Annotated in this window: 20 protein-coding genes; 8 read left to right on the top strand and 12 right to left on the bottom strand. The window is 64.7% G+C overall.

Annotated elements, in window-relative coordinates:
- Positions 1-61: 61 nt before the first annotated feature.
- A complete protein-coding gene (locus tag OC450_RS27780; RefSeq protein ID WP_262049034.1) occupies positions 62-2,170 on the bottom strand; it encodes an AsmA family protein in 2,109 nt (702 codons plus the stop codon).
- Between the two features lie 250 nt (positions 2,171-2,420).
- Here OC450_RS27780 and OC450_RS27775 point away from each other — a divergent pair, with 250 nt between their 5' ends.
- Entirely contained in the window at positions 2,421-3,095 is a 675-nt protein-coding gene (locus OC450_RS27775; protein WP_211387218.1) for a Crp/Fnr family transcriptional regulator, read from the top strand.
- Positions 3,096-3,300: 205 nt separating this feature from the next.
- Here OC450_RS27775 and OC450_RS27770 read toward each other — a convergent pair whose 3' ends face one another.
- The 4 genes from OC450_RS27770 to OC450_RS27755 all read right to left on the bottom strand — a co-directional run bounded on the left by OC450_RS27770 (position 3,301) and on the right by OC450_RS27755 (position 9,868).
- Entirely contained in the window at positions 3,301-6,450 is a 3,150-nt protein-coding gene (locus OC450_RS27770) for an efflux RND transporter permease subunit (RefSeq protein ID WP_211387219.1), read from the bottom strand.
- Positions 6,450-7,379, bottom strand: a complete 930-nt coding sequence (locus OC450_RS27765) for an efflux RND transporter periplasmic adaptor subunit (RefSeq protein WP_211387220.1) — start codon at positions 7,377-7,379, stop codon at positions 6,450-6,452. The genes OC450_RS27770 and OC450_RS27765 overlap by 1 nt, the downstream gene beginning before the upstream one ends.
- A gap of 158 nt (positions 7,380-7,537) precedes the next feature.
- Positions 7,538-8,209: an OmpA family protein gene (locus OC450_RS27760; RefSeq protein WP_211387221.1), complete on the bottom strand. Its 672-nt coding sequence runs from the start codon at positions 8,207-8,209 to the stop codon at positions 7,538-7,540.
- A 144-nt stretch (positions 8,210-8,353) separates the two neighbouring features.
- A complete protein-coding gene (locus tag OC450_RS27755) occupies positions 8,354-9,868 on the bottom strand; it encodes a caspase family protein (RefSeq protein ID WP_211387222.1) in 1,515 nt (504 codons plus the stop codon).
- Positions 9,869-10,242: 374 nt separating this feature from the next.
- Between OC450_RS27755 and OC450_RS27750 the strand changes: the two genes are divergently transcribed.
- Positions 10,243-11,049, top strand: a complete 807-nt coding sequence (locus tag OC450_RS27750; RefSeq protein ID WP_256805416.1) for an N-acyl homoserine lactonase family protein — start codon at positions 10,243-10,245, stop codon at positions 11,047-11,049.
- A 9-nt stretch (positions 11,050-11,058) separates the two neighbouring features.
- Here OC450_RS27750 and OC450_RS27745 read toward each other — a convergent pair whose 3' ends face one another.
- The gene (locus OC450_RS27745) at positions 11,059-11,601 is read right to left on the bottom strand and encodes a MarR family winged helix-turn-helix transcriptional regulator (RefSeq protein WP_262049033.1); all 543 of its coding nucleotides are present in this window, start codon (positions 11,599-11,601) and stop codon (positions 11,059-11,061) included.
- A gap of 110 nt (positions 11,602-11,711) precedes the next feature.
- Between OC450_RS27745 and OC450_RS27740 the strand changes: the two genes are divergently transcribed.
- From OC450_RS27740 to fahA, 5 genes are all read left to right on the top strand, one after another.
- Positions 11,712-13,361 carry an FAD-dependent oxidoreductase gene (locus OC450_RS27740; RefSeq protein ID WP_262049032.1) on the top strand — a complete coding sequence of 550 codons (1,650 nt, stop codon included), beginning with the start codon at positions 11,712-11,714 and terminating at the stop codon, positions 13,359-13,361.
- 8 nt (positions 13,362-13,369) lie between these two features.
- On the top strand, positions 13,370-13,603 hold the full coding sequence (locus OC450_RS27735) for a DUF2783 domain-containing protein (protein ID WP_262049031.1): 234 nt from the start codon (positions 13,370-13,372) through the stop codon (positions 13,601-13,603).
- A gap of 22 nt (positions 13,604-13,625) precedes the next feature.
- The gene (locus tag OC450_RS27730) at positions 13,626-14,582 is read left to right on the top strand and encodes an MBL fold metallo-hydrolase (RefSeq protein WP_262049030.1); all 957 of its coding nucleotides are present in this window, start codon (positions 13,626-13,628) and stop codon (positions 14,580-14,582) included.
- A gap of 2 nt (positions 14,583-14,584) precedes the next feature.
- Positions 14,585-15,931: a homogentisate 1,2-dioxygenase gene (gene hmgA, locus OC450_RS27725; RefSeq protein ID WP_262049029.1), complete on the top strand. Its 1,347-nt coding sequence runs from the start codon at positions 14,585-14,587 to the stop codon at positions 15,929-15,931.
- A gap of 178 nt (positions 15,932-16,109) precedes the next feature.
- Complete coding sequence (gene fahA / locus OC450_RS27720; RefSeq protein WP_262049028.1) at positions 16,110-17,384, top strand: fumarylacetoacetase; 1,275 nt, start codon at positions 16,110-16,112, stop codon at positions 17,382-17,384.
- A 134-nt stretch (positions 17,385-17,518) separates the two neighbouring features.
- Here the strand turns inward: fahA and OC450_RS27715 are convergent, their stop codons facing one another.
- Positions 17,519-17,830 carry a DUF1272 domain-containing protein gene (locus tag OC450_RS27715; RefSeq protein ID WP_262049027.1) on the bottom strand — a complete coding sequence of 104 codons (312 nt, stop codon included), beginning with the start codon at positions 17,828-17,830 and terminating at the stop codon, positions 17,519-17,521.
- A 74-nt stretch (positions 17,831-17,904) separates the two neighbouring features.
- On the bottom strand, positions 17,905-18,384 hold the full coding sequence (locus OC450_RS27710) for an Lrp/AsnC family transcriptional regulator (protein ID WP_256805424.1): 480 nt from the start codon (positions 18,382-18,384) through the stop codon (positions 17,905-17,907).
- Between the two features lie 122 nt (positions 18,385-18,506).
- Between OC450_RS27710 and hppD the strand changes: the two genes are divergently transcribed.
- Complete coding sequence (hppD, locus tag OC450_RS27705) at positions 18,507-19,625, top strand: 4-hydroxyphenylpyruvate dioxygenase (protein WP_256805425.1); 1,119 nt, start codon at positions 18,507-18,509, stop codon at positions 19,623-19,625.
- Between the two features lie 97 nt (positions 19,626-19,722).
- Here the strand turns inward: hppD and OC450_RS27700 are convergent, their stop codons facing one another.
- From OC450_RS27700 to OC450_RS27685, 4 genes are all read right to left on the bottom strand, one after another.
- Positions 19,723-20,829, bottom strand: a complete 1,107-nt coding sequence (locus OC450_RS27700; protein WP_262049026.1) for a CaiB/BaiF CoA transferase family protein — start codon at positions 20,827-20,829, stop codon at positions 19,723-19,725.
- Positions 20,830-21,111: 282 nt separating this feature from the next.
- Complete coding sequence (locus OC450_RS27695) at positions 21,112-21,912, bottom strand: FAD binding domain-containing protein (protein WP_262049025.1); 801 nt, start codon at positions 21,910-21,912, stop codon at positions 21,112-21,114.
- Between the two features lie 14 nt (positions 21,913-21,926).
- Positions 21,927-24,269, bottom strand: coding sequence for a xanthine dehydrogenase family protein molybdopterin-binding subunit (locus OC450_RS27690; RefSeq protein ID WP_256805427.1), 2,343 nt, complete (start codon positions 24,267-24,269; stop codon positions 21,927-21,929).
- 83 nt (positions 24,270-24,352) lie between these two features.
- Positions 24,353-24,838, bottom strand: a complete 486-nt coding sequence (locus OC450_RS27685; protein WP_211387238.1) for a (2Fe-2S)-binding protein — start codon at positions 24,836-24,838, stop codon at positions 24,353-24,355.
- Positions 24,839-24,868: the final 30 nt, after the last annotated feature.

The raw sequence follows: 24,868 nt of genomic DNA, 5'->3' as shown, positions 1-24,868 counted from the left end.
CGATGTAAGGGGAGGACTTGGTTAAGGGCAGGGCTTGGAGTCCGGCGCTTTGGTCCTGCAATCATCGATTAAAGAGCTGCCGCAGCACGTCGTTCATCGGCTGACTGTCCTGCTGTGCAGCCGGCGGGTCCTCCAGGGCGGGGGACGCGGGCGAGGCCTGCGGCGCCGGTGTGGATGGCGCTGCCGGCAGGCTGCGGCTGCGGCTGGCGCCCGTCGCGGTGCCGGTGCCGTTTCCCGCGCCACTGGAAAGCCCCTGCTGAATCAGATTGCCGATCGCCTCGCCCAAGGGGCCGCCGAGCAAATTGTTCTGTCCCGGCTGCTGGGTTTGCGTTTGCGGATTGGCATCGCCGGCCGCGTTGCCGCCGCCGGGCGCGGTGGCGCCGCCCAACCCAAGGTTACCACCAAGGTTACCACCGAGGCTGCCCAGGATATTGCCGAGCCCGGCGCCGTCGGGACCGAACAGGCCCTTGCCCATCTCGCGCAGCTTGGCATAGGCAGCATCCGGATTGTCCAGCATGCCGGCCATGTCGGGGAAGATCCGCGGCTGCGACCAGGGGCCCTGGATCATCACGGGAATGCCGAAGCCGACCGGCTCGGACGCGCGGCCCTGACCTTCGGTCGTCATCACCAGCTTCGGCTCGACGCGAAAACCCATCATCTTGGTGTCGAGTGCGATCGTGCCGGCGCCGGTGACGCGGACCAGCGGTCCGATCAGATTGAGATCGGTCGTCACCGCCTGGCCCTTGTCGATACGGAAGGACGCCGACAGCTGCGACAGATCCGTGCTCTGCTCCTGGCTGTTGTTCTGGTTACTGTTCTGATTGTCCTGCCAGCCCGACAGCGTGCCCGATGTCAGCGAGCGGATCATCTGCGCGACGTTGATGCCGCGAATGGCGCCGTCCTGGAAGGTGACGAAGGCGGTGCCCTGCATGTTCGCCATCAGCGCGCGCTGGCTGGTGCCGGCGCTGCGCAGCGCGAGCTTGGCCTGCAGCTTGCCGTCGATCCGGTCGAATTCGGCGAGGCCCTGCAGCAGCGGCAGCGCGCGCACGCCGGTGAGGTCGGAGTGCATGGCAAAGCTCGGCGCGCCGCTGGTCGCGTCCAGGATCACCTCGCCCGAGACCTGGCCGCCATAGGCGCCGAGATTGGCGGTGCCGGCCTTCAGCACGCCGCCGGCGAGCTTTGCATCGAGTGCCAGCGGTGCGAGGCGCGCGTCGCCGATGACGGCTTCGTGCGCGGAAATCCTGATCTGCGCATCGACATAGTTGAGCCCGGAGACGTCGATCGGCGCATCGCTCCAGGGCTGCCCGGACGCGCCTTGCGGCGATTTCGCCAGCGGGATCGCGAGCCGCTGGAAGTCGAGATCGAGCTTCACCAGAGGCTTGCTCGCGATGTCGACCGAGGCCCAGCCGTTGAAGGCGCCGTCGCCGAGCGTGCCATTCACGCCGTTGATCATCACGACATCGCCGCTCAGCCGCATCTCGGCATGACCCGCGAGCCGGGATTTCAGCACATCGGGCATGTCGATGGCGAAATCCACCGGAATCGTCGGCCGGTCGGCCGGCGGTACCGGCGTGGTCGCCTTGATGTCGAACTTGGTCGGGTGCTCGCCGACCCGCGCGGTGCCGGTGATGTTGATCTTGCGGTCGCGGCCGACGGTCGCGTCGGCATTGATGGCGCTGATGCGGCTCTCGACGCGATCACGCGCGCGCGCGAATGCGACCTCGCCATCGGTGATCGTGATGCGGTCGATGGCGGCGCCGTCCGTATCGAGCGCGAGCGGTTTCGACGCGCCGCCGGCATTCGGCAGGCGCTCACGCAGCAGCGGCTGGTAGAGCACGGGATGGGTGACGACGAGCTCGCTGACCTTCGGACGGCCCGACCATACGCTCGAGAGCGACATGTCGGCCTGCACGCTGTCGATGGTCAGGCGCGTGATACCGCTGCGGTCCTTGGGGTCGGCAAGCGAAAGGTCGTTCAGTGTCACGTTCAGCGTCGGCCACAGGCTGATCCTGGTGGTGCCGTCGATCGACAGGCGATAGCCGGTCGCGCTCTCGACCCGCGAGGCAATCGTCGAGGTCAGGAAACCCGAGGGGATCCCGACCACCAGCAGGAGTGCGATCACGATGATGACGGCGGCCAAAGCCGCGCCGGCGAATTTCACTGCTCTCATGTCGACTTTCCAGCGACGGACGATCGGCGTCGAATCCGGCCTCCCATCCGTCCTTTGCGCCTGAGTTTATCCCCGGACGGGAAGCGGCTCCAAGCGCGTAAAAATAGTCCGGGGGTGCTGCAAAGTTATGTGACTTATGACACACTTCGCCGGCGCGGTTTTACGCGATCCTGATCTTGATGGTTCCAAGCGATTTGCCAGGGAAAACCGGCCAGGGAATCTGGCCAAGGAAATTCACAAGGACATTGAAATGAGCAAGCAGGCCGAATTTGCGGTCATCCTGAAGATGAACGCGATGTTCGCTGATCTCGGCGCAGACGAGCTCCAGCGGTTGTCGAATCTCTGCCACACCCAGCATCTGGGGAACGGCGAGGTGCTGTTCCAGAAGGGCGATGCGGGCGACGCGTTGTTCGGCGTGCGCCGCGGACAGGTCCGCATCGAGACCGGCGCCTCCGACGGCAGCCGGCTGACGCTGAATTTCATGGGGCCGGGCGATCTGTTCGGCGAGGTTGCGGTGCTGGACGGCCAGAGCCGCACGGCGGATGCGACCGCGGGCGAAGCCAGCGAATTGTTCGTGCTGCGGCGCGAAGATTTTCTCGCCTTCCTCGAACGCGAGCCGAAGGTCGCGATCAAGATCATCGCGCTGCTCTGCCAGCGCATCCGCTGGCAGAGCGAGCGCATGGAAGAGTCCATGCTGCAACCGCTGCCGGTGCGACTGGCGCGGCGGCTCTGCGCGCTCGCCGCCGATTTCGGCTCGGAGGTCCACATCTCCCAGGAGCAGCTCGGCGTCTTCGTCGGTGCCGCCCGCGAAAGCGTCAACCGCCAGCTTCAGGCCTGGCGCAAGGAGGCGATTCTGGATCTGCAGCGGGGCCGCATCCTGCTGCGGAACATGACCAAGCTGACGGCGATCGCGCGGAACGAGTAAGGGGCAGCTACGCTGGGTTGCTGCAATCGGGGCGAGGCAGTTCGTCGGAAGAGCCCCCAGCTCGCCACCCAGGCTTTCACCGTCTCGAGTGGCACGGCACGACCGGTACGCCTGAACGTTTCGTAGCGAACACGATCCTCGGCTATGTCGGGCTCGCGGATGGAGGCCGCTGAACTGCCTTGCGTACCTGACGTCGGTGCTACGGCTACTCCGCCGCAGGGTGCACGATGTTCTTCGGCGCTGATGCCGCTTCGGCGGGCGCGGCTTCGTGATGCCCGGCGGTCTCCGCATCCTCGCTGTGCACGACCAGCCGCTTGCCGAAGCGCCAGATCAGGGCGCCGAGATCGTCCATCACCATGAACATCGCGGGCACGAACACCAGCGACAGGATGGTCGAGAAGATCAGGCCGCCGATCACCGCGAGCGCCATTGGCGAGCGGAACTCGCCGCCGGCGCCGACCGCGAGCGCGCTCGGCATCATTCCGGCGGCCATCGCGATCGTGGTCATCACGATCGGGCGGGCCCGCTTCATGCCGGCATCGATCATGGCTTCCTCGCGCGGCTTGCCGGCGTGGATGGATTCGATGGCGAATTCCACCAGCATGATCGCGTTCTTGGTGACGATGCCCATCAGCATCAGGATGCCGATCCACACCGGTGTCGTGAGCTGCTTGCCGGTGACGAGCAGGGCCGCGATCGCGCCGCCGATCGAGAGCGGCAGCGAGAACAGGATGGTGATCGGCTGCAGGAAGGTGCCGAACAGCAGCACCAGCACGGCGTAGACCATCATCAGGCCCGCCGTGATCGCGGTGGCAAAGCCGTCGGACAATTCGTTCAGGCTCTCGGCGTCGCCGGAGGGCGAGACCTTCACGCCCTTCGGCCGGCTCTTCATGACCGGCAGGTCGTAGATCTTCTTGGTGGCGTCGCCGAGTGCTGCGGAACCGACGAGATCGGCCGCGACGGTCGCCTGCCGCTCGCGGTCGTAGCGGTTGATGCTGGTCGGACCCTGGTCGAGCTTGACGTCGGCGATGACCGAGAGCGGCACGCCGCCCTTTTCGCCGTGCTCGCCGAGCGGCACGCGCAACTGTTCAAGCGTCTTCAGATTGCCGCGCGCGGCATCCTCGAGCTGCACGCGGATCGGCACCAGACGGTCGCCGACGTCGAACTTGGCGAGCGCCGGCCCGACGTCGCCGATGGTGGCGACGCGGATGGTCTGCGACAGGCTTTCGGTCGAGACACCGAGGCGTGCGGCGAGATCGGCCCGCGGTTCGACACGCAGCTCGGGTCGCTCCAGCGTGGTTTCCGAGATCACGTTCGAGATGGTCGGAATCCGCTTCATCTGCGTCGCGAGCTCGCTGGCGACGTTGTTGACGATGTTGGCGTCGACCCCGGTCACGACCAGCGAGATGGCGCGCAGGCCGTTCTCGTCGAGGAACCAGAAGCGGATGTCGGGAACGTTCTCCAGCTCCTGGCTGATCGAGAATTCGAGCTCGCGCTGGGTGATGTCGCGGCTGTCCTTGGGCGTGTAGTTGATGATCAAGGCGGCGCGCCGGACTTCCTGGGTCCCCGGTGGGACGCGCCCGCCGTCGACGAAGATGCTCTTGACCTCGGGCCGCTTGCGCAGGCGCGCGACGATGTCCTCGGTGACCTTTTCGGTGTAGGCGAGCTGGGTGCCCGGCGGCAGCTCGAGGGCAAGCAGCGAGCGCGCGCTGTCCTGCGCCGGCAGGAAGCCCTGCGGCAGCAGCGTGATGCTCCAGATCGAGGCGGCGAAGACGCCGAAGCCGACCAGCACCGTGATGAAATAGTGCTTCACCGACCACGCCACGATCCTGTGATAGGACCGCAGCACGCGGCCGGGCGGCGGCTCTTCGTGATTGCCATGTTTGAGGAAGTAGGCGGCGAGCACCGGCGTGACGAAGCGCGCCGCGAGCAGCGAGAAGAACACCTGCACCGAGACGGTGATGCCGAACTGCTTGAAGAACTGTCCGGCGATGCCCGACATGAAGCTCGCAGGCGCGAAGATCGCGATGATCGTCAGCGAGATCGCGATCACGGCAAGGCCGATCTCGTCGGCGGCTTCGAGCGCGGCACGATAGGGCGACTTGCCCATGTTCATGTGCCTGACGATGTTCTCGATCTCGACGATGGCGTCGTCGACGAGGATACCTGTCGACAGCGTGATGGCGAGAAAGCTGACGAGGTTGAGCGAGAAGCCGAGCAGGTCCATCGCCCAGAACGCCGGGAAGATCGACAATGGCAGCGAGATCGCGGCAATGATGGTGGCACGCAGGTCGCGCAGGAACAACAGCACGATGACGACAGCGAGGATGGCGCCTTCGAACAGGGTCGAGATCGCCGCGTGGTAATTGCCGTTGGTATATTCGACCGAGGTGTCGATCACCTTCAGGTCGACGTCGGGATAGGCGGCCTTGAGCGCGTCGATGCGCTTCTGCACAGCCTCGGCCACCTTCACGTCGCTGGCGCCTTTGGAACGCTTGATGCCGAGCGCGACGATCGGCTCGCCGTTGAAGCGGGCGAAGGTGCGGCGGTCTGCAATGGTGTCGGTGACGGTGCCGAGGTCGTCGAGCCGGACCTCGCCGCCGCCGAACAGCGGGATCATTGTGCCGGCAAGGTCGCCCAGCGTCTTGGCGCCCGCGAGCGTGCGGATCGCCTGGTCGTTCTTTCCGATCTCGGCGCGCCCGCCGGCGACGTCGACATTGGTGCCGCGCAGGCTCTGGCTGACATTGACGGCGGTCAGCCCCATCGCCTGCAAACGGTCCGGATCGAGCGAGACCAGGATCTCGCGCTCGACACCGCCGATGCGCTCGACCTGGGCGACGCCGCGCACGCCTTGCAGCGCGCGCTTGACCACGTCGTCGACGAAATAGGAGAGCTGCTCCGGCGTCTTGCCGGGCGAGATCGCGGCATAGGTGACGATCGGCAATCCGATGACGTCGACGCGCTGGATCAGCGGCTCGGTGACGTTCTGCGGCAGGTTGGAGCGCACGCGCGTCACCGCGTCCTTGACGTCGTTGAGCGCACGGTCGGTGTTGGTCTCGAGCGCGAACTGGATGGTGGTCACCGACAGGCCGTCGGTGATCTGTGAGGTGATGTGCCTGACGCCCTCGACGCCTGAGACCGCGTCTTCAACCGTCTTGGTGACCTGGGATTCCAGCTCGGCGGGTGCTGCGCCGAACTGCGACACCGCGACCGAGATCACGGGAATGTCTGCCGAGGGCAGCCGCGTCACCGCGAGCTTGGTGAAGGACACCCAGCCGAGGATCAGCAGGATGATCGAGAAGACGACCGACGGCAGCGGATTGCGGATCGACCATGCCGAGATATTGAGAGCCATCAGCGTACCCGCGTGCGATCGAGTTCATCGGCGAACATGGTCTTGATCTGGTCGCCGTCATGCAGTGAAGAGCCCGCGTCGGCCACGACGATTTCGCCGACCTCGAGGCCTTCCAGGATTTCCGTGGCGCTGTCGGACGACAGTCCGACCCGCACCTTGCGCGTCTCGATAATGTTGCCCTTGACGACCTGCACGGTGAGATGGTCGATCGCGGTCTTGGGAACCGCGACGCCGCAGCTGCGCTTGGCGTCGATCGAGGCGCGGGCGAACACGCCGACTTTCAGCGAGGGATTGTTGGTGACGCTGATGCGGACGCGGCCGAGCTGGGTCGCGCGATCGATTTCGGGCGCGACCAGCCGAACCCTGCCGATCAAATCGGGCGCGTCGTCGCGGCTGATGCGAACGGTCGCGCCTGAGCTCAGCTTGGGCATGTGCACCGCCGGGACCTGCGCGTCCAGCTCGATCTCGTTATTGACGGCGATGCGGAACATCGGGCCGGCCTGCGGCGAGGCCGGCGCGCCGACGATGGTGCGAACTTCGGTGACGAGGCCCGGCGCGGACGCCTTCAGCGAAACCGGGCCTTGCGGGCCGGGCCGCTGCTGCTGGCCCGGAATCTGGGGCGGCGCGGTCAGGCGCGCCAATTCCTGATTGTCGGTGACAAGGGTGCCCTCGGTGACGAAGAGGTCAGTGACCCTCGATCCCTCCTGGTCGGCGACGACCACGGCCTCACGGCGCGGCACGAAGAAGCCGGTCACCCGGACCAGGTCCGAGAAGCACGCATTGGTCGACTTGGTCACGATGACCTGCGCCTCGCTCGGCGTTTCCTTGGGCTCGGCGCGATGCCGGTGCTCGAACAGGTAATAGCCGACGCCGAGCGCGACGACGAAGACGACCGTTCCGGCCGGCTTTAGATATTCGGAGAGATTCATCGCCGGATCGTCCTGGCCTGGCTCACGGCCATCCGCACGCGGCCCATAGCGAGCGTTTCCGCGAAATGAAGCAGCGTCCCGCAAGGCTGCGGGACGCGCTCCGGGAGCGAGACTTTACACCACATCACGACTTGTCACTTCAAAGGATTACGTCGTGCTCACTTCGATGCGGTGGTCTTGTTTTCCATGTTGACGACCTGCACGCGGCGGTTGACCTCCGCCAACGGCTGGCTCGGGTCCTTCAGCTTGCTCTTGCCGTAGCCGACGGTGACGAGATCGGTCGCGGAGATGCTGTACTTGTCGACGAGGTAGCGCTTGATCGAATCCGCGCGGCGCTCCGACAGGTCCTGATTGTAGCCCTCGCCGCCGGCGGCGTCGGTGTGGCCGGCGACCACGAAGGTCGAACCTTTCAGGTCGGGACTGGTCAGCGCGCGACCGAGCGCCTGTACCGAGGCAAGCGATTTGGCGCTGATATTGGCCGAGTTGTAGTCGAACGTGATTTCCAGATCGATATTCGGCTTGTCCTTGGCCACCGACGCGATTTCCTCGCGCTCGGTCGACGAGAGCGAGCGCGTCGAGCGGCCGCGCACGGACTGGATCAGCTTGGTCTCCGCCGCATTCGGTGCGGGATCGGCCTGCGGAGCGATCGAAAGGCCGCGGGTCAGCGGCTTTTTCGCCGGCGGTGCCAGCGCGCGCACGATCTCGTCCTCGGTGACGTTCTTGCTGTTGCCGTCGTCGCCCGCGAAGGCGAGCGGGGTCGTCAGCGACAGGGCGGCGCCGATGGTCATGATGGACAGGATCGCGGTAAGTCCCTTTGCAGCCAATCTCATAGCCAGTCCCTCCTGCGCAGCCAGCTGGCGCGGTTCCAAAATCTCTGCAATCAGCCCCGAAAGGGCGGCTTGCGGCATCCGTTCGGTTAGTCTTCGCCGGGCCGCCGGGGGTTCGAGGCACACCGGCCTCGATTCAAAGAAATATCAACGCACTCCGTAGCTTGCGAATTCCTGAACAATGTTCGGGTCCATCGCCTTGGCATTGGCGATGTCGAGCGCGCCTTCCTGGGCCGAGCCATTGCGCTGCTTGGCGATCCCGCGTCCGAACAGCGAGGAGGTCAGGCGCGGATTGATCCTCAGGGCCGCGTCGAAATCGGCGATGGCGTTCTTGACCGCTCCCGATTTCAAATTGACCAGCCCGCGGCTGTCCAGCGCGTCGACGAAGTTCGGCCGCAGCCGCAGGGCCTCGTTGCAATCCTTGAGCGCGCCCTGGAGGTCGCCAATCACGGTGCGGGTCCAGCAGCGGTTGTTCAGAGCCTCGACGTCTTTCGCGTTGATCCGGAGCGTCTCGTCGAAATCCTTGATGGCCAGGTTGTAGGCGCCCTTGCTGGCATAGACCTGGCCGCGCCGGTACAGCGCGTTCACGTCGTCCGGATTGGCGGCGATCTTGGCCGTCAGTCCCTTGATGGTCGGGTCCTCCGCCAGCACGGCCGCGCTCGGCCCGCTATCCATGCTTGGCGCGGGGGTGGTCTCGGCCGGCTTCACCGGCGGTGGCGCCGGCGGCAAGGCTGCCTCGACCTGAGGTTTTGGTGACGGAGCCGGCGCAGGCGCGACCGCCGTGTCGGCCGGCTTCGGTGCCGGAGGCGGTGACGGCGGCGCGGGTGGGGCCGGTGGCGGGTTGTTGGCGACGACGGGCGGCGGCGCGGGAGGCGGGGGTGGCGGCGTCGTTGTCGGACGCGATCCGCCGGCCCCCGGAATGAACGAGAAATCTTCGGCCAGCGACGAGGATATCCACGGCACCTGCTCGCCGCGGGAGGCGCGGGTGACGCCCATCTTGGTGCGGTTCAACGTCTCCTCGGCCATCAGGTCGGGGACGCGGATTTCCTTGAGCAGTTCCTGGACGAACAGGCTGTGCTCGCCGCCGACGTCCGAGACCACCGAGGCCAGCGCCGCCGAATACATCACCAGCGTGCCGTTCGGCGCGATGACGGGCGTGAGGCCGGCCGAGAAGCTGCGGAACCGGCGCTCGAACGGGTTGCGCCTGCTGGCGTCGACCAGCGCGATCTTGACGCCGGCGCCGCGGGTATTGAGCTCTCCGAGCACGGTTTCGAGGCCGACGCCGTCGCGGCGCACGTCGGATTCGGTCCAGATCTGCGCGTCGACCGGCAGCAAATAGCTTTGCCGCGCCGACTGGATGCCGAAGCCGCTGAAGAACACCAGCGCCACCGACCCCGGCTTGATCTTGCTGTAGAGCTTGTCGAAAGCGCGGCGCATGCCGTCGCCGGTCAGGTTCTCGCCGATCTCGACGGAAAAGCCGTCGCGCTTGAGCTCGTCGGCGACGTCGCGCGCATCGTTGAGCGGTTCCTTCAACGGGGCGTCGGCGTCTGGATATTTGGCGTTGCCGATGACCAGCGCAAAGCGATCACCGGCCGCCCGCGACGGCGCCGTCGGGATGAGCGAGACAAGCAGGGGCAGAAGGAAAAGAAGGCGAATTTTCATAATCAGCGCGGTCCAGCCAAAAAGGCGCCGTTCCAGCTTGCGCCGCGGCGACCTTAACTTACGCAAAGTGCATTATCAAACCGGGGAAGGGGGGCGTCAACCGCTTGCAGATTCGGCGTTATCGCGACAATTGACCGCGACGGCCGGGCACGTTGCGAGGGGAATAAACGGGCGGTCACGGTTGGACTCGATACATTCTGGTTGGTATTGCCGTTGCACGTTAGGGCAGTCATGGCGACAAGAATGTGATTGGTCTCACATTGCGGGCCGGTGCCCTTCGCAATCTCCGGTGTTTGACCTTTGCGACGGACAATGGCTTGGTGCGATTAATCGCGCCTGAAGGTCCACTCAGAAAAAAAAGCAAGATCAAAGCCATGGGAAACGCCTACGAAATCTACGCCCTGCGCTATGCGACGATGTCGCCGCGCACCCCCAGCATGAACTTCCTGGCGCCGGATCCGCATGACAGCGCAGCGCAGGATCTCGACTATTTCGTCTGGCTGATCCGCGGCGGCGGCCGCGATATCCTGGTCGATACCGGCTTCAATGCCGAGGAGGCGAGCGCACGGGCGCGCAAGCTGACGCTCAATCCGGTCGATGCACTGGAGCGCTTTGGTGTGGCGGCGTCAGCCATACGCGACATCATCGTGACACATCTGCATTACGACCACGCCGGCAATCTCGACCGTTTCCCGAGCGCGCGCTTCCATCTCCAGGAGCGCGAGATGGCCTACGCGACGGGGCGCTGCATGTGCAACGGACTGCTGCGACATCCGTTCTCGGTCGAGCACGTCACGCAGATGGTCCGGCATGTCTATGGCGAGCGCGTCAATTTTTATTCCGGCGACGGCGAGGTCGCGCCCGGCGTCACCGTGCACCGCGTCGGCGGTCACTCGGACGGCTTGCAGGTGGTCAAGGTCGAGACGGCGCGCGGGCCGGTGGTGCTGGCCTCCGATGCCGCGCATTACTACGCCAATCTCCAGCGCAGGAGCCCTTTCCCGATCGTCTACAACGTCGGCGACATGGCACAGGGCTGGGAGACGATCGAGCGTCTCGCCGGCCATCCTGACCGGTTCATTCCCGGCCACGATCCGATCGTGACCGAGATCTATCCGCGCGCCAGCGACAAGGTCGATGCCTGGGCATTGCACCTGCCGCCGTCGCGGTCATTTGCGAAGTGACGGCGCAGGCTAATAGGCCTGCTTGGCGTCCGCCTCTTCGCTGGTCTGGATCAGGTCGAGGCTCTGCTCGATTTTGCCGAGCAGGGCAGAGAGCTGCTTGCGCTCCTGCGCGGAGAGGCACGCGAGGATCTCGTCTTCCCGCCGCAACAATTGCGGAAACAGCTCCTCGTAAAGCACGCGGCCCTTCTTTGTCAGCTGCAGACGGAATTCGCGGCGGTCGGCTTCGTTCTCGACCCGCTCGATCAGGTCCTTGTGCAGCAGCATGGTCACCGCGCGGCTGATTGTGGATTTGTGCGTGCGGGTGCATTGCGCAATGAATTGCGCGCTGCAGGCATCGTTGCGGAAGCCGAGCGTTGCGATCACGCGCCAGGCCGGGATGTCGAGCCCGTGACGCTCCTGATATTCGACCGAAAGCGCGGCACTGACTTCCGCCGCGAGCCGGTTGAGGCGGAACGGCACGAACTTGAACAGGTCGAGCCGGGTCTTGGGCCGCGGTGAAGCCTCTTCGCGGTCCCGCGCCTTCAGCGCGATGTCGCTGGATGTCCTCGCCAAGGAGAGCGCTCCGAATTCCAGTTGACGGCCGGCCGGCTCCGGTCCAAAATAGTTGCACGTGAGACTATCTAGCAGATCACTCCTCTCCTGACCAGAGCCGAGGTTAGTGTATGGCGCAGGCCAGTACGCAGCAGGTCAAGACCTATCAAGCCAAGACCTTCGAAGCCAAGACCCAGTTCGGCTATCGCCGCCACCCTGATCAGGACCGCTCCGGCCAGAACCCGGCAGAGCATCCGGTGGTGGTCGTCGGTGCGGGCCCGGTCGGGCTGTCGCTGGCGATCGATCTCGCCCAGCGCGGCCAGCGCGTCGTCCTTCTGGACGATGCCGATCGCATCGGCGAAGGCTCGCGTGCGATCTGCTTCTCGAAACGTTCGCTGGAATATTGGGACCGGCTCGGCGTCGGCGACCGCATGGTCGAGAAGGGCGTGGTGTGGAGCGTCGGTCGCATTTTTCATGGTGAGCAGCAGCTCTACCAGTTCAACCTGCTGCCCGAAGACGGTCACAAGCGGCCGGCCTTCATCAATCTCCAGCAATATTACGCCGAGGCCTATCTGGTCGATCGTATCAGCGACCTGCCTGCGGTCGATCTGCGCTGGCGCAACAAGGTGACGGCGCTCGAGCAGCGCAACGATTCCGTCGCATTGACGATCGAGACGCCCGAGGGCGCCTATCGCCTGCATGCGCAATATGTCGTCGCCTGCGACGGCGCGCGGTCGTCGCTGCGGCAGATGGTCGGCGCCGAGTTCGCCGGCCAGGTCTTCGAGGACCAGTTCCTGATCGCCGACGTCAAGATGACCGCGGAATTCCCGACCGAGCGCTGGTTCTGGTTCGATCCGCCGTTCCATGCCGGGCGCTCCGCGCTGCTGCACCGGCAGCCCGACGACGTCTGGCGCATCGACCTCCAGCTCAATCGCTATGCCGATCCCGCCGTCGAGAAGAAACCGGAGAACGTGCGGCCGCGGATCGCGCGCATGCTCGGGCACGACAAGTTCGAGTTCGAGTGGATCTCGCTCTACAAATTCCAGTGCCGCCGCATGGACCGCTTCATCCATGGCCGCGTGATCTTTGCCGGCGACTCCGCGCACCAGGTCTCGCCGTTCGGCGCGCGGGGCGCCAATTCGGGCCTTGAAGACGCGGAAAATCTGTCCTGGAAGCTCGATCGCGTGCTGCGGAGCAGGTCGCCCGCAAGCCTGCTGGAGAGCTACCATGTCGAGCGCAGCATGGCGGCCGACGAGAACATCCGCGAATCCACCCGATCGACCGATTTCATGGCGCCGAACTCGCATCAGGAGGCGCGGCTGCGCAAAGCGGTGCTGTCGCTCGCCAAGGAGACCGAATTCGGCAAGCGCATGGTCAATGGCGGCCGGCTGTCGGTGCCGTGCAGCTATGACTCGCCACTGTCGTCGCCCGATGCGGATGCGTGGCGTGGTGGGCCACGGCCCGGCTGTTCCATGCTGGATGCGCCGATCGCGAGCGAGAGTGCCTATTTGACAGACGCATTCCGGAAAGGCGGAACGGACTTCACCCTGCTGTCGTTCAGCAATGGGGCGGCGATCCACCCGCCCGATGGCGTGAAGGACATCCGCATCGGTGGCGAGGGCGGACTGGCCGATCCCTCGGGCCTCGTCGCGAAACGCTATGACGCCGAGCCCGGGGCCGCCTATCTGCTCAGGCCAGACGGCTATGTTGCGGCGCGCTTCCGTCATCCGACGCGCGAGGCCGTTGCCGCGGCACTGTCGCGGGCCGAAGGTTTGAATTGAGGTCTGGTATGCCGCTTTCCACAAGTTCCAACTTCGCGCGGCCAGACGATGCCTTTCGCGCCATCGTCGAAGCGCATCGCGGTCTCACCGACGAGCAGAGCGCCGATTTCGACGCCGCGCTGGTGCTGATCCTCGCCAACCACATCGGCGACATCGACGTGTTGGGCGAGGCGATCGGGCTCGCGCGCCGCATGATCGACGGCCAGCAGCAACAGCAGCAGCAGCAACAGCAACAACAATAACCCCTGACTTAAGGATGAACTGATGGCGAAGAACTTCGCATCCACCGGCGATCTCTCCGAGAAGAAGATCACCTTCTCCGAGATCGGGACCGATCTCTACGCCTTCACCGCCGAGGGCGATCCGAACACCGCCGTCATCGTCGGCGACGACGGCTGCCTCGTGTTCGACGCGCAGGCAACGCCCGCGATGGCGAACAAGGTGATCGAACGCGTCCGCACCGTCACCGACAAGCCGATCAAATATGTCGTGCTGTCGCATTATCACGCCGTGCGCGTGCTGGGGGCCTCCGCCTACAAGGCGCAAGGGATCGTCGCCTCGCAGGAGACCTATCGGCTGATCGAGGAACGCGGCAAGCAGGATTGGGATTCCGAATACGGCCGTTTTCCGCGCCTGTTCCAGGATGCGCAGAGCATCCCCGGCCTGACCTGGCCGACGCTGACCTTCGAAGGCGAGATGTCGATCTATCTCGGCAAGCGCGAGGTGCGCCTGATGCAGCTTGGCGCCGGTCATACCTCCGGCGACATCGTCGCATGGGTGCCGGATGCGGAAGTGATGTTCTCCGGGGACCTCATCGAATATCACTCGGCCTGCTATTGCGGCGACGCGCATTTGCGCGAATGGCCGCTGACGCTGAACGAGATCCGCAACTTCAATCCAAAGGCGATCGCGCCGGGCCGCGGCGATGCGCTCAAGGGCACAGCCACGGTGCGCGAGGCCATCGCGATGACGCGCGACTTCGTCACCTCGCTCTATGGCGCTGCCGAAATCTCGGTCGCCAAGGGGCGCACGCTGAAGGAATCGATGGCGGCGACGCGCGAGGTGATGGATCCGAAGTTCCACAGCTTCGCCATTTACGAGCATTGCCTGCCGTTCAACGTGTCGCGCGCCTTCGACGAGGCGTCGGGAATCGACGATCCCGTGATCTGGACCGACAAGCGCGACCAGGAAATGTGGGCCGCCCTGCAAGGAGGAGGATAGTCATGAACATCAACACCTCGCCCGATCAGATCGTTCGCAGCACCGCTCAGGTCACGCCGGGCTACATGTCGGGCTTCGGCAACAGCTTTGAGACCGAGGCGCTGCCGGGTGCGCTGCCGATCGGCCGCAACTCGCCGCAGCGCTGCGCCTACGGACTTTATGCCGAGCAGCTCTCCGGCTCTCCCTTCACCGCGCCGCGCGGCACCAACGAGCGCTCCTGGCTCTATCGCATCCGCCCCTCGGTGAAGCATTCCGGGCGCTTCGAGAAGGCCGATGCCGGTCTGTGGCGCTCGGCGCCCTGCCACGAGAACAACCTGCCGATCGCGCAATTGCGCTGGGATCCGGCGCCGATCCCGAAGGAGGACATGACCTTCCTCCAGGGCGTGCAGACCATGACGACGGCCGGTGACGTGAACACGCAGGCCGGCATGGCGGCGCATGTCTACCTTATCACCAGGTCGATGGTAGACCAGCATTTCTACAATGCCGACGGCGAGCTGATGTTCGTGCTCCAGCAGGGCAACCTGCGCCTCGTCACCGAGTTCGGGCGCATCGACGCCGAGCCCGGCGAGATCGTGGTGATCCCGCGCGGCGTCAAATTCCGCGTCGAGATTCCGAACGGGCCGGCGCGGGGCTATCTCTGCGAGAATTACGGCGGCGCCTTCACGCTACCGGAGCGTGGCCCGATTGGCGCCAACTGTCTCGCCAATGCGCGCGACTTCCTCACGCCGGTCGCGTACTACGAGGACAAGGACACGCCGACCGAGCTCTATGTGAAATGGGGCGGTGCGCTGTTCAAGACGACCTTGCCGCATTCACCGATCGACGTGGTCGCCTGGCACGGCAATTACGCGCCCTACAAATACGATCTGCGCACGTTCTCGCCGGTCGGCGCGATCGGCTTCGACCATCCCGATCCGTCGATCTTCACCGTGCTGACCTCGCCGTCGGAGACCGCGGGCACCGCGAACATCGACTTCGTGATCTTCCCCGAGCGCTGGATGGTTGCCGACAACACCTTCCGTCCGCCCTGGTATCACATGAACATCATGAGCGAGTTCATGGGCCTGATCTACGGCGTCTACGACGCCAAGCCGCAGGGCTTCGTTCCCGGCGGCATGAGCCTGCACAATTGCATGCTGCCGCACGGCCCCGACCGCGACGCCTTCGAGCACGCCAGCAACGGCGAACTGAAGCCGGTGAAGCTGACCGGCACCATGGCCTTCATGTTCGAGACCCGCTACCCGCAGCGCGTCACCGCCCATGCCGCTAACGCTGCGACATTGCAGGACGATTACGCGGATTGCTGGAAGGGACTCGAGAAGCGGTTCGATCCGAACCGGCCTTAGCGGTCTTCCCCTCTCCCCTTGTGGGAGAGGGTGGCTCGCCGCGGAGCGGCGAGACGGGTTAGGGGTCTCTGTCCGCGAGTGACCCTAACTCATTTGGACTCGCGGATAGAACCCCTCATCCGGCGCTTAGCGCCACCTTCTCCCACAAGGGGAGAAGGAAGAAAGGACCGGGCCAAAAGTGACGACCCACCCCAACAACCCCAGCCTCCGCTCCTTCGTCGATGTCGATCCGTCCTCCGACTTCCCGATCCAGAACCTGCCCTACGGCGTGTTCTCGACCGCGACCAATCCGACGCCGCGCGTCGGCGTTGCGATCGGCAATTATGTGCTCGATCTCTGGGAGCTCGAGCAGGATTCCCGGCTCGACGTCGGCCCGCTCGGCGTGTTCTCCGGCGCCTCGCTCAATCCGTTCATGGCGCTCGGGCCGAAGGTTTGGGCGAAGACGCGGGCGCGGATCAGCGAGCTCTTGCGCGCGGATCATCCGGAGCTGCGCGACAATGACGAGCTGCGCAAGCAAGCCTTGGTGCCGATGCGCGACGTCAGGCTGCATCTGCCGTTCGCGGTCTCCGGCTACACCGATTTCTATTCCTCCAGGGAGCATGCCACCAATGTTGGCGTGATGTTCCGCGGCAAGGACAATGCGCTGCAGCCGAACTGGCTGCATATGCCGATCGCCTATAACGGCCGCGCCTCGACCGTCGTGGTCTCCGGCACCAAGGTGAAGCGCCCGCGCGGGCAGCTGAAGCCGCCGAACGTCGAGATGCCGAGCTTCGGGCCGTGCAAGCGGCTCGACTTCGAGCTGGAGATGGGCGTGGTGGTCGGCCAGCCATCGCCGATGGGCGGCATGCTCGCGGAGAGCCAAGCCGAGGAGATGATCTTCGGCTTCGTGCTGCTCAACGACTGGAGCGCGCGCGATATCCAGCAATGGGAATATGTGCCGCTCGGGCCGTTCCTCGCCAAAGCGTTTGCGACCTCGATCAGCCCGTGGGTGGTGACGCGCGAGGCGCTGGAGCCGTTCCGCCTGAAGGGGCCGGAGCAGGAGCCGGCGCCACTGGATTATCTCAAGCAGGGCAAGCCGCAGAATTACGATGTCGAGCTCGACGTCTCCTTGCGTGCCGTCGGAGCGAATGCGCCGGCCGGCATCAGCCGCACCAATTTCAGGTACATGTATTGGTCCTCGGTGCAGCAGTTGATGCACCACGCCTCCTCTGGCTGCGCCATGAATGTCGGCGATCTCCTCGGCAGCGGCACGATTTCCGGGCCCGAGAAGAACCAGCGCGGCAGCCTCTTGGAGATCAGCTGGAACGGCACCGAGCCGGTCGAGCTGCCCGGCGGCGCCAAGCGCTCGTTCCTGGAAGACGGCGACAGTCTCGTGATGCGCGGCTGGTGCCAGGGCGATGGCTACCGGGTCGGCTTCGGCGAGGTCGAGGGGACGATTTTGGCGGCGGAGTGATTGCTGGGGATGTGACGCGACGTTCTATCCACATTCTCCGTCATTGCGAGCGTAGCGAAGCAATCCAGAATCTTCTGCGGAAGCAGTCTGGATTGCTTCGTCGCAAGGGCTCCTCGCAATGACGTCGAGAGGGCTCACCGTCTCTCCGGCGCCACGTCCTTGATCCTCGCGCAGTGCGCGGCCACGTCCTGCGCGCTGTATTTCAGATGCACCCGCTTGTCCGACGGGACGTGCTTGGTCACGCACACGCCCGGCCGCCATTCCTGCGCGGGGCGGATCGGGCGCGGGACGAAGCCGCCGCCGCAGTTCGGACAGACGTTGGAGAGTTTCGTCTCGACGCAGTCTGCGCAGAAAGTGCATTCGTAGGAGCAGATCCGCGCGTTCGTTGCGTCCGGCGGCAGGTCGCGGTCGCAATATTCGCAGTTCGGTCGAAGCTGGAGGGCCATGGCTGAATCTCCGCAGATCAGCCCGGATCATCGCAGATCGCATCCAGGGCGCGAAGGGCGTAGTTCCCTCAAATTCAGCCAGCCTTCAATTCCTTCAGCGGCAGCCGCGAGCTTTCCTTCAGCCGGTCAAGCACGATCGAGGAGCGCACATGCGCCACGCTCTGGTGCGGCATCAGCACGTCGTTGACGAGGTTGGAGAGTCCTTTCAGATCGCGCAGCACGGCCTTGAGCACATAATCGGCGTCGCCCGTGAGCGAATAGGCTTCCTGGATCTCGTCGATACGGCCAACCAGTGAGCGGAAGCGCTTGGAATTGTCCGGCGAGTGGGTCGCGAGCCCCACCTGGATGAAGGCGATCACGCCGAAGCCGAGCGCCTCGCTGGAGAGATCGGCGTGGTAGCCCGCGATCACCCTCTCCTCCTCCAGCCGCATCCGCCTGCGCGAGCATTGCGAGGCCGAGAGCCCTGCGAGTTCAGCAAGCTCCTGGTTGGTGAGGCGGCCGTCATCCTGGAGCGCGCTCAGGATCTTGAGGTCGAAGGCATCTACGGAGGTCATGCGTCAAATGTCCAATCTATGCACAAATTGTGCATAAGATAGCGAAATGACGTCCCGTTTGCACGCTCCTTGCGCGCCCAATGAAGGATAGTTCAGGCAGCAAGCAATTGGGAGAGCAGCGAATGGGTCCGTTTCCGCACGATGCACCGCCGGCTACGATCAGTGCCGACAATCCGATGGGCACCGACGGGTTCGAGTTCGTCGAATATGCGCATCCCAATCCGGAAGAGCTGCACGCCTTGTTCAAGCTGATGGGCTATGCGCCCGTCGCGCGCCACAAGACCAAGAAGGTCACGGTCTATCGTCAGGGCGACATCAACTATCTCGTCAACGAGCAGCCCGGCACCCACGGCTGCGACTTCGTCGCCGCGCACGGTCCCTGCGCGCCCTCGATGGCGTTCCGCGTGGTCGATGCGAAGGCCGCTTATGACCGCGCGATTGCGCTCGGCGCCGAGCCTGCCGATGCGACGCCAGCGCAGAAGACGCTCGACGTGCCCGCGATCAAGGGTATCGGCGGCAGCCTGCTCTATTTCGTCGATCGCTACGGCGCCAAGGGTTCGGCCTACGATGCCGAATTCGAATGGTTGGGGGCGCGCGATCCGCGGCCCAATGGCGCCGGCCTGTTCTACCTCGATCATCTCACCCACAACGTCCATCGCGGCCGCATGGATGTCTGGACCGGCTTCTACGAGAAGCTCTTCAACTTCCGCCAGATCCGCTTCTTCGACATCGAGGGTCGCGCGTCGGGCCTGTTCTCGCGGGCGCTGACGAGCCCGGACGGCAAGATCCGGATTCCGATCAACGAGGACGCCGGCGATTCCGGCCAGATCGAGGAATATCTGAATATCTATCGCGGCGAGGGCATCCAGCACATCGCCTGCGGCTGCCGCGACATCTACCGCACCATCGAGGGCCTGCGCGAAGCCGGCCTTCCGTTCATGCCGGCTCCGCCCGAAACCTATTTCGAGCGGATCGACGCGCGGCTGCCCAAGCACGGCGAGGATGTCGCCCGGCTCCAGACCAACGGTATCCTGATCGACGGCGAGGGCGTGGTCGAGGGCGGCCAGACCAAGGTGCTGCTGCAGATATTCTCCGCCAATGCCATCGGCCCGATCTTCTTCGAGTTCATCCAGCGCAAGGGCGATGACGGTTTTGGCGAGGGCAATTTCAAGGCCCTGTTCGAATCCATCGAGGAAGATCAGATCCGGCGCGGGGTGTTGAAGGTGGGGAACGCGGCCTAGGCTGTTACTTTCAAGCACATTGTCACGTTAAAACAGGCGTCGTCCCGGCCTTCGCCGGGATGACAGCGGAGTTTGACGCTGCGGCGGAGTGCGAAGATTATCGCTTCCAAGCGCTCGTCACCGTACCAATCTCCGCGCCTTCCGGCTCGCGCACCGCCGACGGAGTGCGCGAGAAACGCGGCGCCGGCGCCGGCTGCTTCACGCCGTGACGCTCGACGAAGACGTTGCGGGCGACCATGTGAGGATGCTGCGTGGCTTCCGACATGGTCAGCACCGGCGCGAAGCAGATGTCGGTGCCTTCCATGATCCTGCACCAATCCTCGCGCGTCTTGCTCTTGAACACGGCCTGCAACTTCGCTTTCAGCGCGGGCCACGCCTTGCGGTCCATCTGCGCGTCGAAATCCGCATCCGTCAGACCCGCATGCTCGCGCAGCAGCGCGTAGAATTGCGGCTCGATCGAGCCGATCGAGACGAAATGGCCGCAGGCGCATTCATAGACGCCGTAGAAATGCGCGCCGCCGTCGAGGAAGTTCTGGTTGCGCCCTTCAGTCCAGCGGCCGATCGTGGTCATGTCGAAGAAGAACGACATCAGCGATGCCGCGCCGTCGCACATCGCGGCATCGACCACCTGGCCCTTGCCTGACTTCTGCGCTTCCAGCAGGGCTGCGAGCACGCCGACGACCAGATAAAGTGCGCCGCCGCCGAAATCGCCGACGAGATTGAGCGGCGGCACCGGCGTTTCCTTCGTGCCGATCGCAGCGAGTGCGCCGGTGATGGAGATGTAGTTGATGTCATGGCCGGCGGCGTTCGCAAGCGGGCCCTCCTGGCCCCAGCCGGTCATGCGGCCGTAAACCAGCTTCGGATTGCGCGCGAGCACCACATCGGGTCCAAGGCCGAGCCGCTCCATCACGCCCGGACGAAAGCCCTCGACCAGTGCATCGGCATTCGCAAGCAGATCGAGCACCTTGGCGATCGCCGCCTTGTCCTTGAGGTCGAGCTCGATCACCTTGCGGCCGCGGCCTGCGACCGACTTCATGCTCTTCTTCGCGCCGACCCGGTCGAGCGTGACGACATCGGCGCCCATATCGGCCAGCATCATGCAGGCGAACGGGCCGGGCCCGATGCCGGCGAATTCGACGATGCGGAAGCCCGACAGCGGGCCCGAGGTGCGAACGGAGGATGTGGGGGCTGATTTGTCGAGCACGTTTTTGTTTCCTCGGGTCCAGGCGGAGTGCCGATGTCCGGCAATCGCGTGGACCATTCCTCTGTGGGCGAGTTAATTGACCGATTAACTTTTCCCGCCTTCACGCCAGCGAGGCAAGCGGTTTTCGTGACGCATGGCCAAAATAAAAGCGGCGCGCACCGAAGTGCGCGCCGCGGAAAATTTGTGTTGAGGCGCTAAAGCGCGATCATGATCGTGCTTTAGCATTTTGTTTGGGCATAACTTTCCGGAAAACCGCTGCACGCTTTTCCGGATCGTGCCTCATCAGCCGGCAGCGGTTACGGCGCGTTGTGCCATCACCTTGATCAGGTTCGCGCGGTACTCCGCCGTACCGTGGATGTCGGCCAGCAGATTGCTTGCTGAAATGCTGACGCTGTCGATCGCGGCCGGCGACCAGTTCGCCTTCAGTGCGGCTTCGATCGCGGGGACCCGCATCACGCCGCTCTGCGAGGCTCCGGTGGCGGCGACCCGAACCTCGCCCGACTTGGTCTGCGCCGCGAACACGCCGGTCAGCGCGAAGCGCGAGGCCGGATGCCGCATCTTTTCGTAGCCTGCCTTCGCCGGGACCGGAAACGACACGGCGGTGATGATCTCGCCGTCCTCGAGCGCGGTGGTGAACAGGCCCTGAAAGAAGTTCTCCGCCGCGATCGACCGCTTGTTGGTCTTCACGGTGGCGCCGAGCGCAAGCAGCGCCGCCGGATAATCCGCGGCGGGATCGTTATTGGCGATCGAGCCGCCGATCGTGCCGCGATAGCGCACCGCGGGATCGCCGAGCACGGAGGTGAGATAAGCGATCGCGGGGATCGCCTTCTTCACGTCGGCACTCTGCATGATGTCGAAATAGGTCGTGCCGGCCTTGATGGTCAGCACGTCGCCGGAGAGCTCGACGCCCTGCAGCTCCTTGATCTTGCCGAGGTCGATCAGGTCGGACGGGCTGGCGAGCCGCTGCTTCATCACCGGCAGCAGCGTCTGGCCGCCAGCAAGGAATTTCGCCTCGCTGCTCTTGCCGAACAGGCTGATGGCTTCGTCGACAGTGGAGGCGCGATGATAAATGGTCTGGTACATCTTGGCTCTCCCTCTTAAGCTGCGTGGATCGTGCGCCACACCCTGTCGGGGGTTGCGGGCATTTCCAGATTGTTCTTGCCGATCGCATCCGTGATCGCGTTGATCACGGCCGCAGAGGCGCCGATCGCGCCGGCCTCACCGCAACCCTTGATGCCCAGGGGATTGCCCGGGCACAGCGTCGTGGTGTGGGAGAGGTTGAAAGAGGGCAAATCGTCGGCGCGCGGCATGGCGTAGTCCATGAACGACGCCGTGACCGGCTGGCCGTTGGCATCGTAGATCGCGTGCTCGAGCAGTGCCTGCCCGATGCCCTGGGCAAGGCCGCCATGGACCTGGCCCTCGACGATCATCGGGTTGATCAGCCGGCCGAAATCGTCGGCCGCGACGAAGTTGACGAAGGAGGTCTTGCCGGTGCCGGAATCGACCTCGAGTTCGCAGATGTACGTGCCGGCCGGGAAGGTGAAGTTGGTCGGGTCGTAGAAGGCGCTCTCCTTCAGGCCCGGCTCCATTCCGTCAGGCAGGTTGTGCGCGGTGTAGGCCGCGAGCGCGACCATCGGGAAGGCGATCGCCTTGTCGGTGCCGGCCACCTTGAACTCGCCGTTCTCGATGACGATGTCGCCTTCCGACGCTTCGAGGGCATGCGCTGCGATCTTCTTGGCCTTGGATTCCATCTTCTCCATCGCCTTCAGGATCGCGGTGAGACCGACGGCCGCCGAGCGCGAGCCGTAGGTGCCCATGCCGAACTGCACCTTGTCGGTGTCGCCGTGGACGATCGAAACCTGGCTGATGGGAACCCCCAGGCGCTCCGCGACGAGCTGACAGAACGTCGTCTCGTGACCCTGGCCGTGGCTATGCGAGCCGGTGAGGATCTCGATCGTGCCGACCGGATTGACGCGCACTTCTGCGGACTCCCACAGGCCGACGCCGGCCCCCAGGCTGCCGACCGCCTTGGACGGCGCGATGCCGCAGGCCTCGATGTAGCAGGACACGCCGATGCCGCGCAGCTTGCCGTCGGCCTTCGCCTTGGCCTTGCGTCCGGCAAAGCCGGCATAGTCGATCGCCTTCATCGCGGCATCGAGCGAGGCATTAAAGTCGCCGGTGTCATAGGCCATGATCACGGGCGTCTGGTGTGGGAACTGGGTGATGAAGTTGGTCCGGCGCAATGCGGCCGGATCGACCTTCAACTGCCGCGCCGCCGTCTCCATCAGCCGTTCGATCAGGTAGCTCGCTTCGGGGCGGCCCGCGCCGCGATAGGCGTCGACCGGCGTGGTGTTGGTATAGACCCCGACCACCTCGGCGTGGATCGCCGGGATGTTGTACTGGCCCGACAGCAGCGTCGCGTAGAGATAGGTCGGCACCGAGGACGAGAACAGCGACATGTAGGCGCCGAAATTGGCGTAGGTCTTCACCTTGAGGCCGGTGATCTTGTTGTTGGCGTCGAACGCCATCTCGGCGTGGGTGACGTGGTCGCGGCCATGCGCGTCGGTGAGGAAGGCCTCGGTGCGGTCGCCGGTCCATTTCACGGGACGGCCGACCTTCTTCGAGGCCCACAGCGCCACCATCTCCTCGGGATAGATGAAGATCTTCGAGCCGAAGCCGCCGCCGACGTCGGGAGCGATCACGCGCAGCTTGTGCTCGGGGGCGATGTTGTAGAACGCCGACAGCACCAGACGGGCGACGTGCGGGTTCTGCGATGTCGTGTAGAGCGTGAAATGCTCTTCCGCCGCGTCGTAATCGGCGATCGCCGCGCGCGGCTCCATCGCGTTCGGCGCGAGCCGGTTGTTGGTGACGTCGAGCTTCACGACATTGGCGGCCTTGGCGAAGGCGGCGTCCGTCGCACTCTCGTCGCCGATCACCCAGTCGTAGACCTGGTTGCCGGGGGCTTCGGGATGCAGCTGCGGTGCGCCGGACTTGATCGCGGCTTGGACGTCGGCGACCGCGGGAAGCTCTTCATAGTTCACGACGACGGCCTCGGCCGCGTCGCGCGCCAGATTCTTGCTCTCGGCGATCACGACCGCGACGGCCTGTCCGACGAAGCGCACCGTCTCCGGCGCCATTGCCGGCCATGCGCCCATCTTCATCGGGCTGCCGTCCTTGGAGGTGATGGCCCAGCCGCAGATGAGGTTGCCGACCTTGTCGTCGACGATCTGCTGTCCCGTGAGCACCGCGACCACGCCCGGCATCTTCAGCGCGGCGGAGGAATCGATCCCCTTCACCTTGGCGTGCGCGTGCGGGCTGCGGATGAAATGGGCATGGGTCATGCCCTGCAATTTGATGTCGTCGACGTAGCGACCCTTGCCGGTAATGAAACGCTTGTCTTCCTTGCGCACGACGCGCGCGCCGATACCTTCAACACCCATGTCTGGTCCTCCCGACCGGAATTGTCTTGACCGCGCTTTCCCTCGAAAGCAGCAGCGGTGGTTCTTATTCGAGGCGGGCCGCTTTACTCGGCCGCCTGCGAGACCTTCATGCGTCCGGCTGCATCCAGCACGGCCTTGACGATGTTGTGGTAACCGGTGCAGCGGCAGATATTGCCTTCGAGCTCGTGGCGCACGGTGGCTTCGTCGAGCTGGCCGCCATGGCGGTGCACGATGTCGATCGCGGACATGATCATGCCCGGCGTGCAATAGCCGCACTGCAGGCCGTGATTGTCGCGGAAGGCGGCCTGCATCGGATGCAGCTCCTCGCCTTTGGCGATGCCTTCGATGGTGGTGATACTGGCGCCGTCGGCCTGGCCTGCCAGCATGGTGCAGGATTTCACCGCCTTGCCGTCCATGTGGACGACGCAGGCGCCGCACTGGCTGGTGTCGCAGCCGACATGGGTTCCGGTGAGATTGAGGTGATCGCGCAGCAGCTGGACCAGCAGCGTGCGGTCCTCGACGTCGACGGTAACGGCCTTGCCGTTCACCGTCAGTTTGACTGTAGACACGTGAATACCTCCCGATCGTTTGTAGTTATT

The organism is Bradyrhizobium sp. Bra78, assembly GCF_024519855.1.
GTDB classification, from domain to species: Bacteria; Pseudomonadota; Alphaproteobacteria; order Rhizobiales; family Xanthobacteraceae; genus Bradyrhizobium; species Bradyrhizobium japonicum_G.
The sequence above is the reverse complement of the archived record's forward strand: the minus strand, read 5'-3'. Positions and strand labels throughout refer to the sequence as shown.

What these genes read in the sequence shown, in the direction of transcription:
- OC450_RS27780 (WP_262049034.1), bottom strand. Translation starts at nt 2,170, where the DNA reads ATGAGAGCAGTGAAATTCGCCGGCGCGGCTTTGGCCGCCGTCATCATC.
- OC450_RS27775 (WP_211387218.1), top strand. Translation starts at nt 2,421, where the DNA reads ATGAGCAAGCAGGCCGAATTTGCGGTCATCCTGAAGATGAACGCGATG.
- OC450_RS27770 (WP_211387219.1), bottom strand. Translation starts at nt 6,450, where the DNA reads ATGGCTCTCAATATCTCGGCATGGTCGATCCGCAATCCGCTGCCGTCG.
- OC450_RS27765 (WP_211387220.1), bottom strand. Translation starts at nt 7,379, where the DNA reads ATGAATCTCTCCGAATATCTAAAGCCGGCCGGAACGGTCGTCTTCGTC.
- OC450_RS27760 (WP_211387221.1), bottom strand. Translation starts at nt 8,209, where the DNA reads ATGAGATTGGCTGCAAAGGGACTTACCGCGATCCTGTCCATCATGACC.
- OC450_RS27755 (WP_211387222.1), bottom strand. Translation starts at nt 9,868, where the DNA reads ATGAAAATTCGCCTTCTTTTCCTTCTGCCCCTGCTTGTCTCGCTCATC.
- OC450_RS27750 (WP_256805416.1), top strand. Translation starts at nt 10,243, where the DNA reads ATGGGAAACGCCTACGAAATCTACGCCCTGCGCTATGCGACGATGTCG.
- OC450_RS27740 (WP_262049032.1), top strand. Translation starts at nt 11,712, where the DNA reads ATGGCGCAGGCCAGTACGCAGCAGGTCAAGACCTATCAAGCCAAGACC.
- OC450_RS27735 (WP_262049031.1), top strand. Translation starts at nt 13,370, where the DNA reads ATGCCGCTTTCCACAAGTTCCAACTTCGCGCGGCCAGACGATGCCTTT.
- OC450_RS27730 (WP_262049030.1), top strand. Translation starts at nt 13,626, where the DNA reads ATGGCGAAGAACTTCGCATCCACCGGCGATCTCTCCGAGAAGAAGATC.
- hmgA (WP_262049029.1), top strand. Translation starts at nt 14,585, where the DNA reads ATGAACATCAACACCTCGCCCGATCAGATCGTTCGCAGCACCGCTCAG.
- OC450_RS27715 (WP_262049027.1), bottom strand. Translation starts at nt 17,830, where the DNA reads ATGGCCCTCCAGCTTCGACCGAACTGCGAATATTGCGACCGCGACCTG.
- OC450_RS27710 (WP_256805424.1), bottom strand. Translation starts at nt 18,384, where the DNA reads ATGACCTCCGTAGATGCCTTCGACCTCAAGATCCTGAGCGCGCTCCAG.
- hppD (WP_256805425.1), top strand. Translation starts at nt 18,507, where the DNA reads ATGGGTCCGTTTCCGCACGATGCACCGCCGGCTACGATCAGTGCCGAC.
- OC450_RS27695 (WP_262049025.1), bottom strand. Translation starts at nt 21,912, where the DNA reads ATGTACCAGACCATTTATCATCGCGCCTCCACTGTCGACGAAGCCATC.
- OC450_RS27690 (WP_256805427.1), bottom strand. Translation starts at nt 24,269, where the DNA reads ATGGGTGTTGAAGGTATCGGCGCGCGCGTCGTGCGCAAGGAAGACAAG.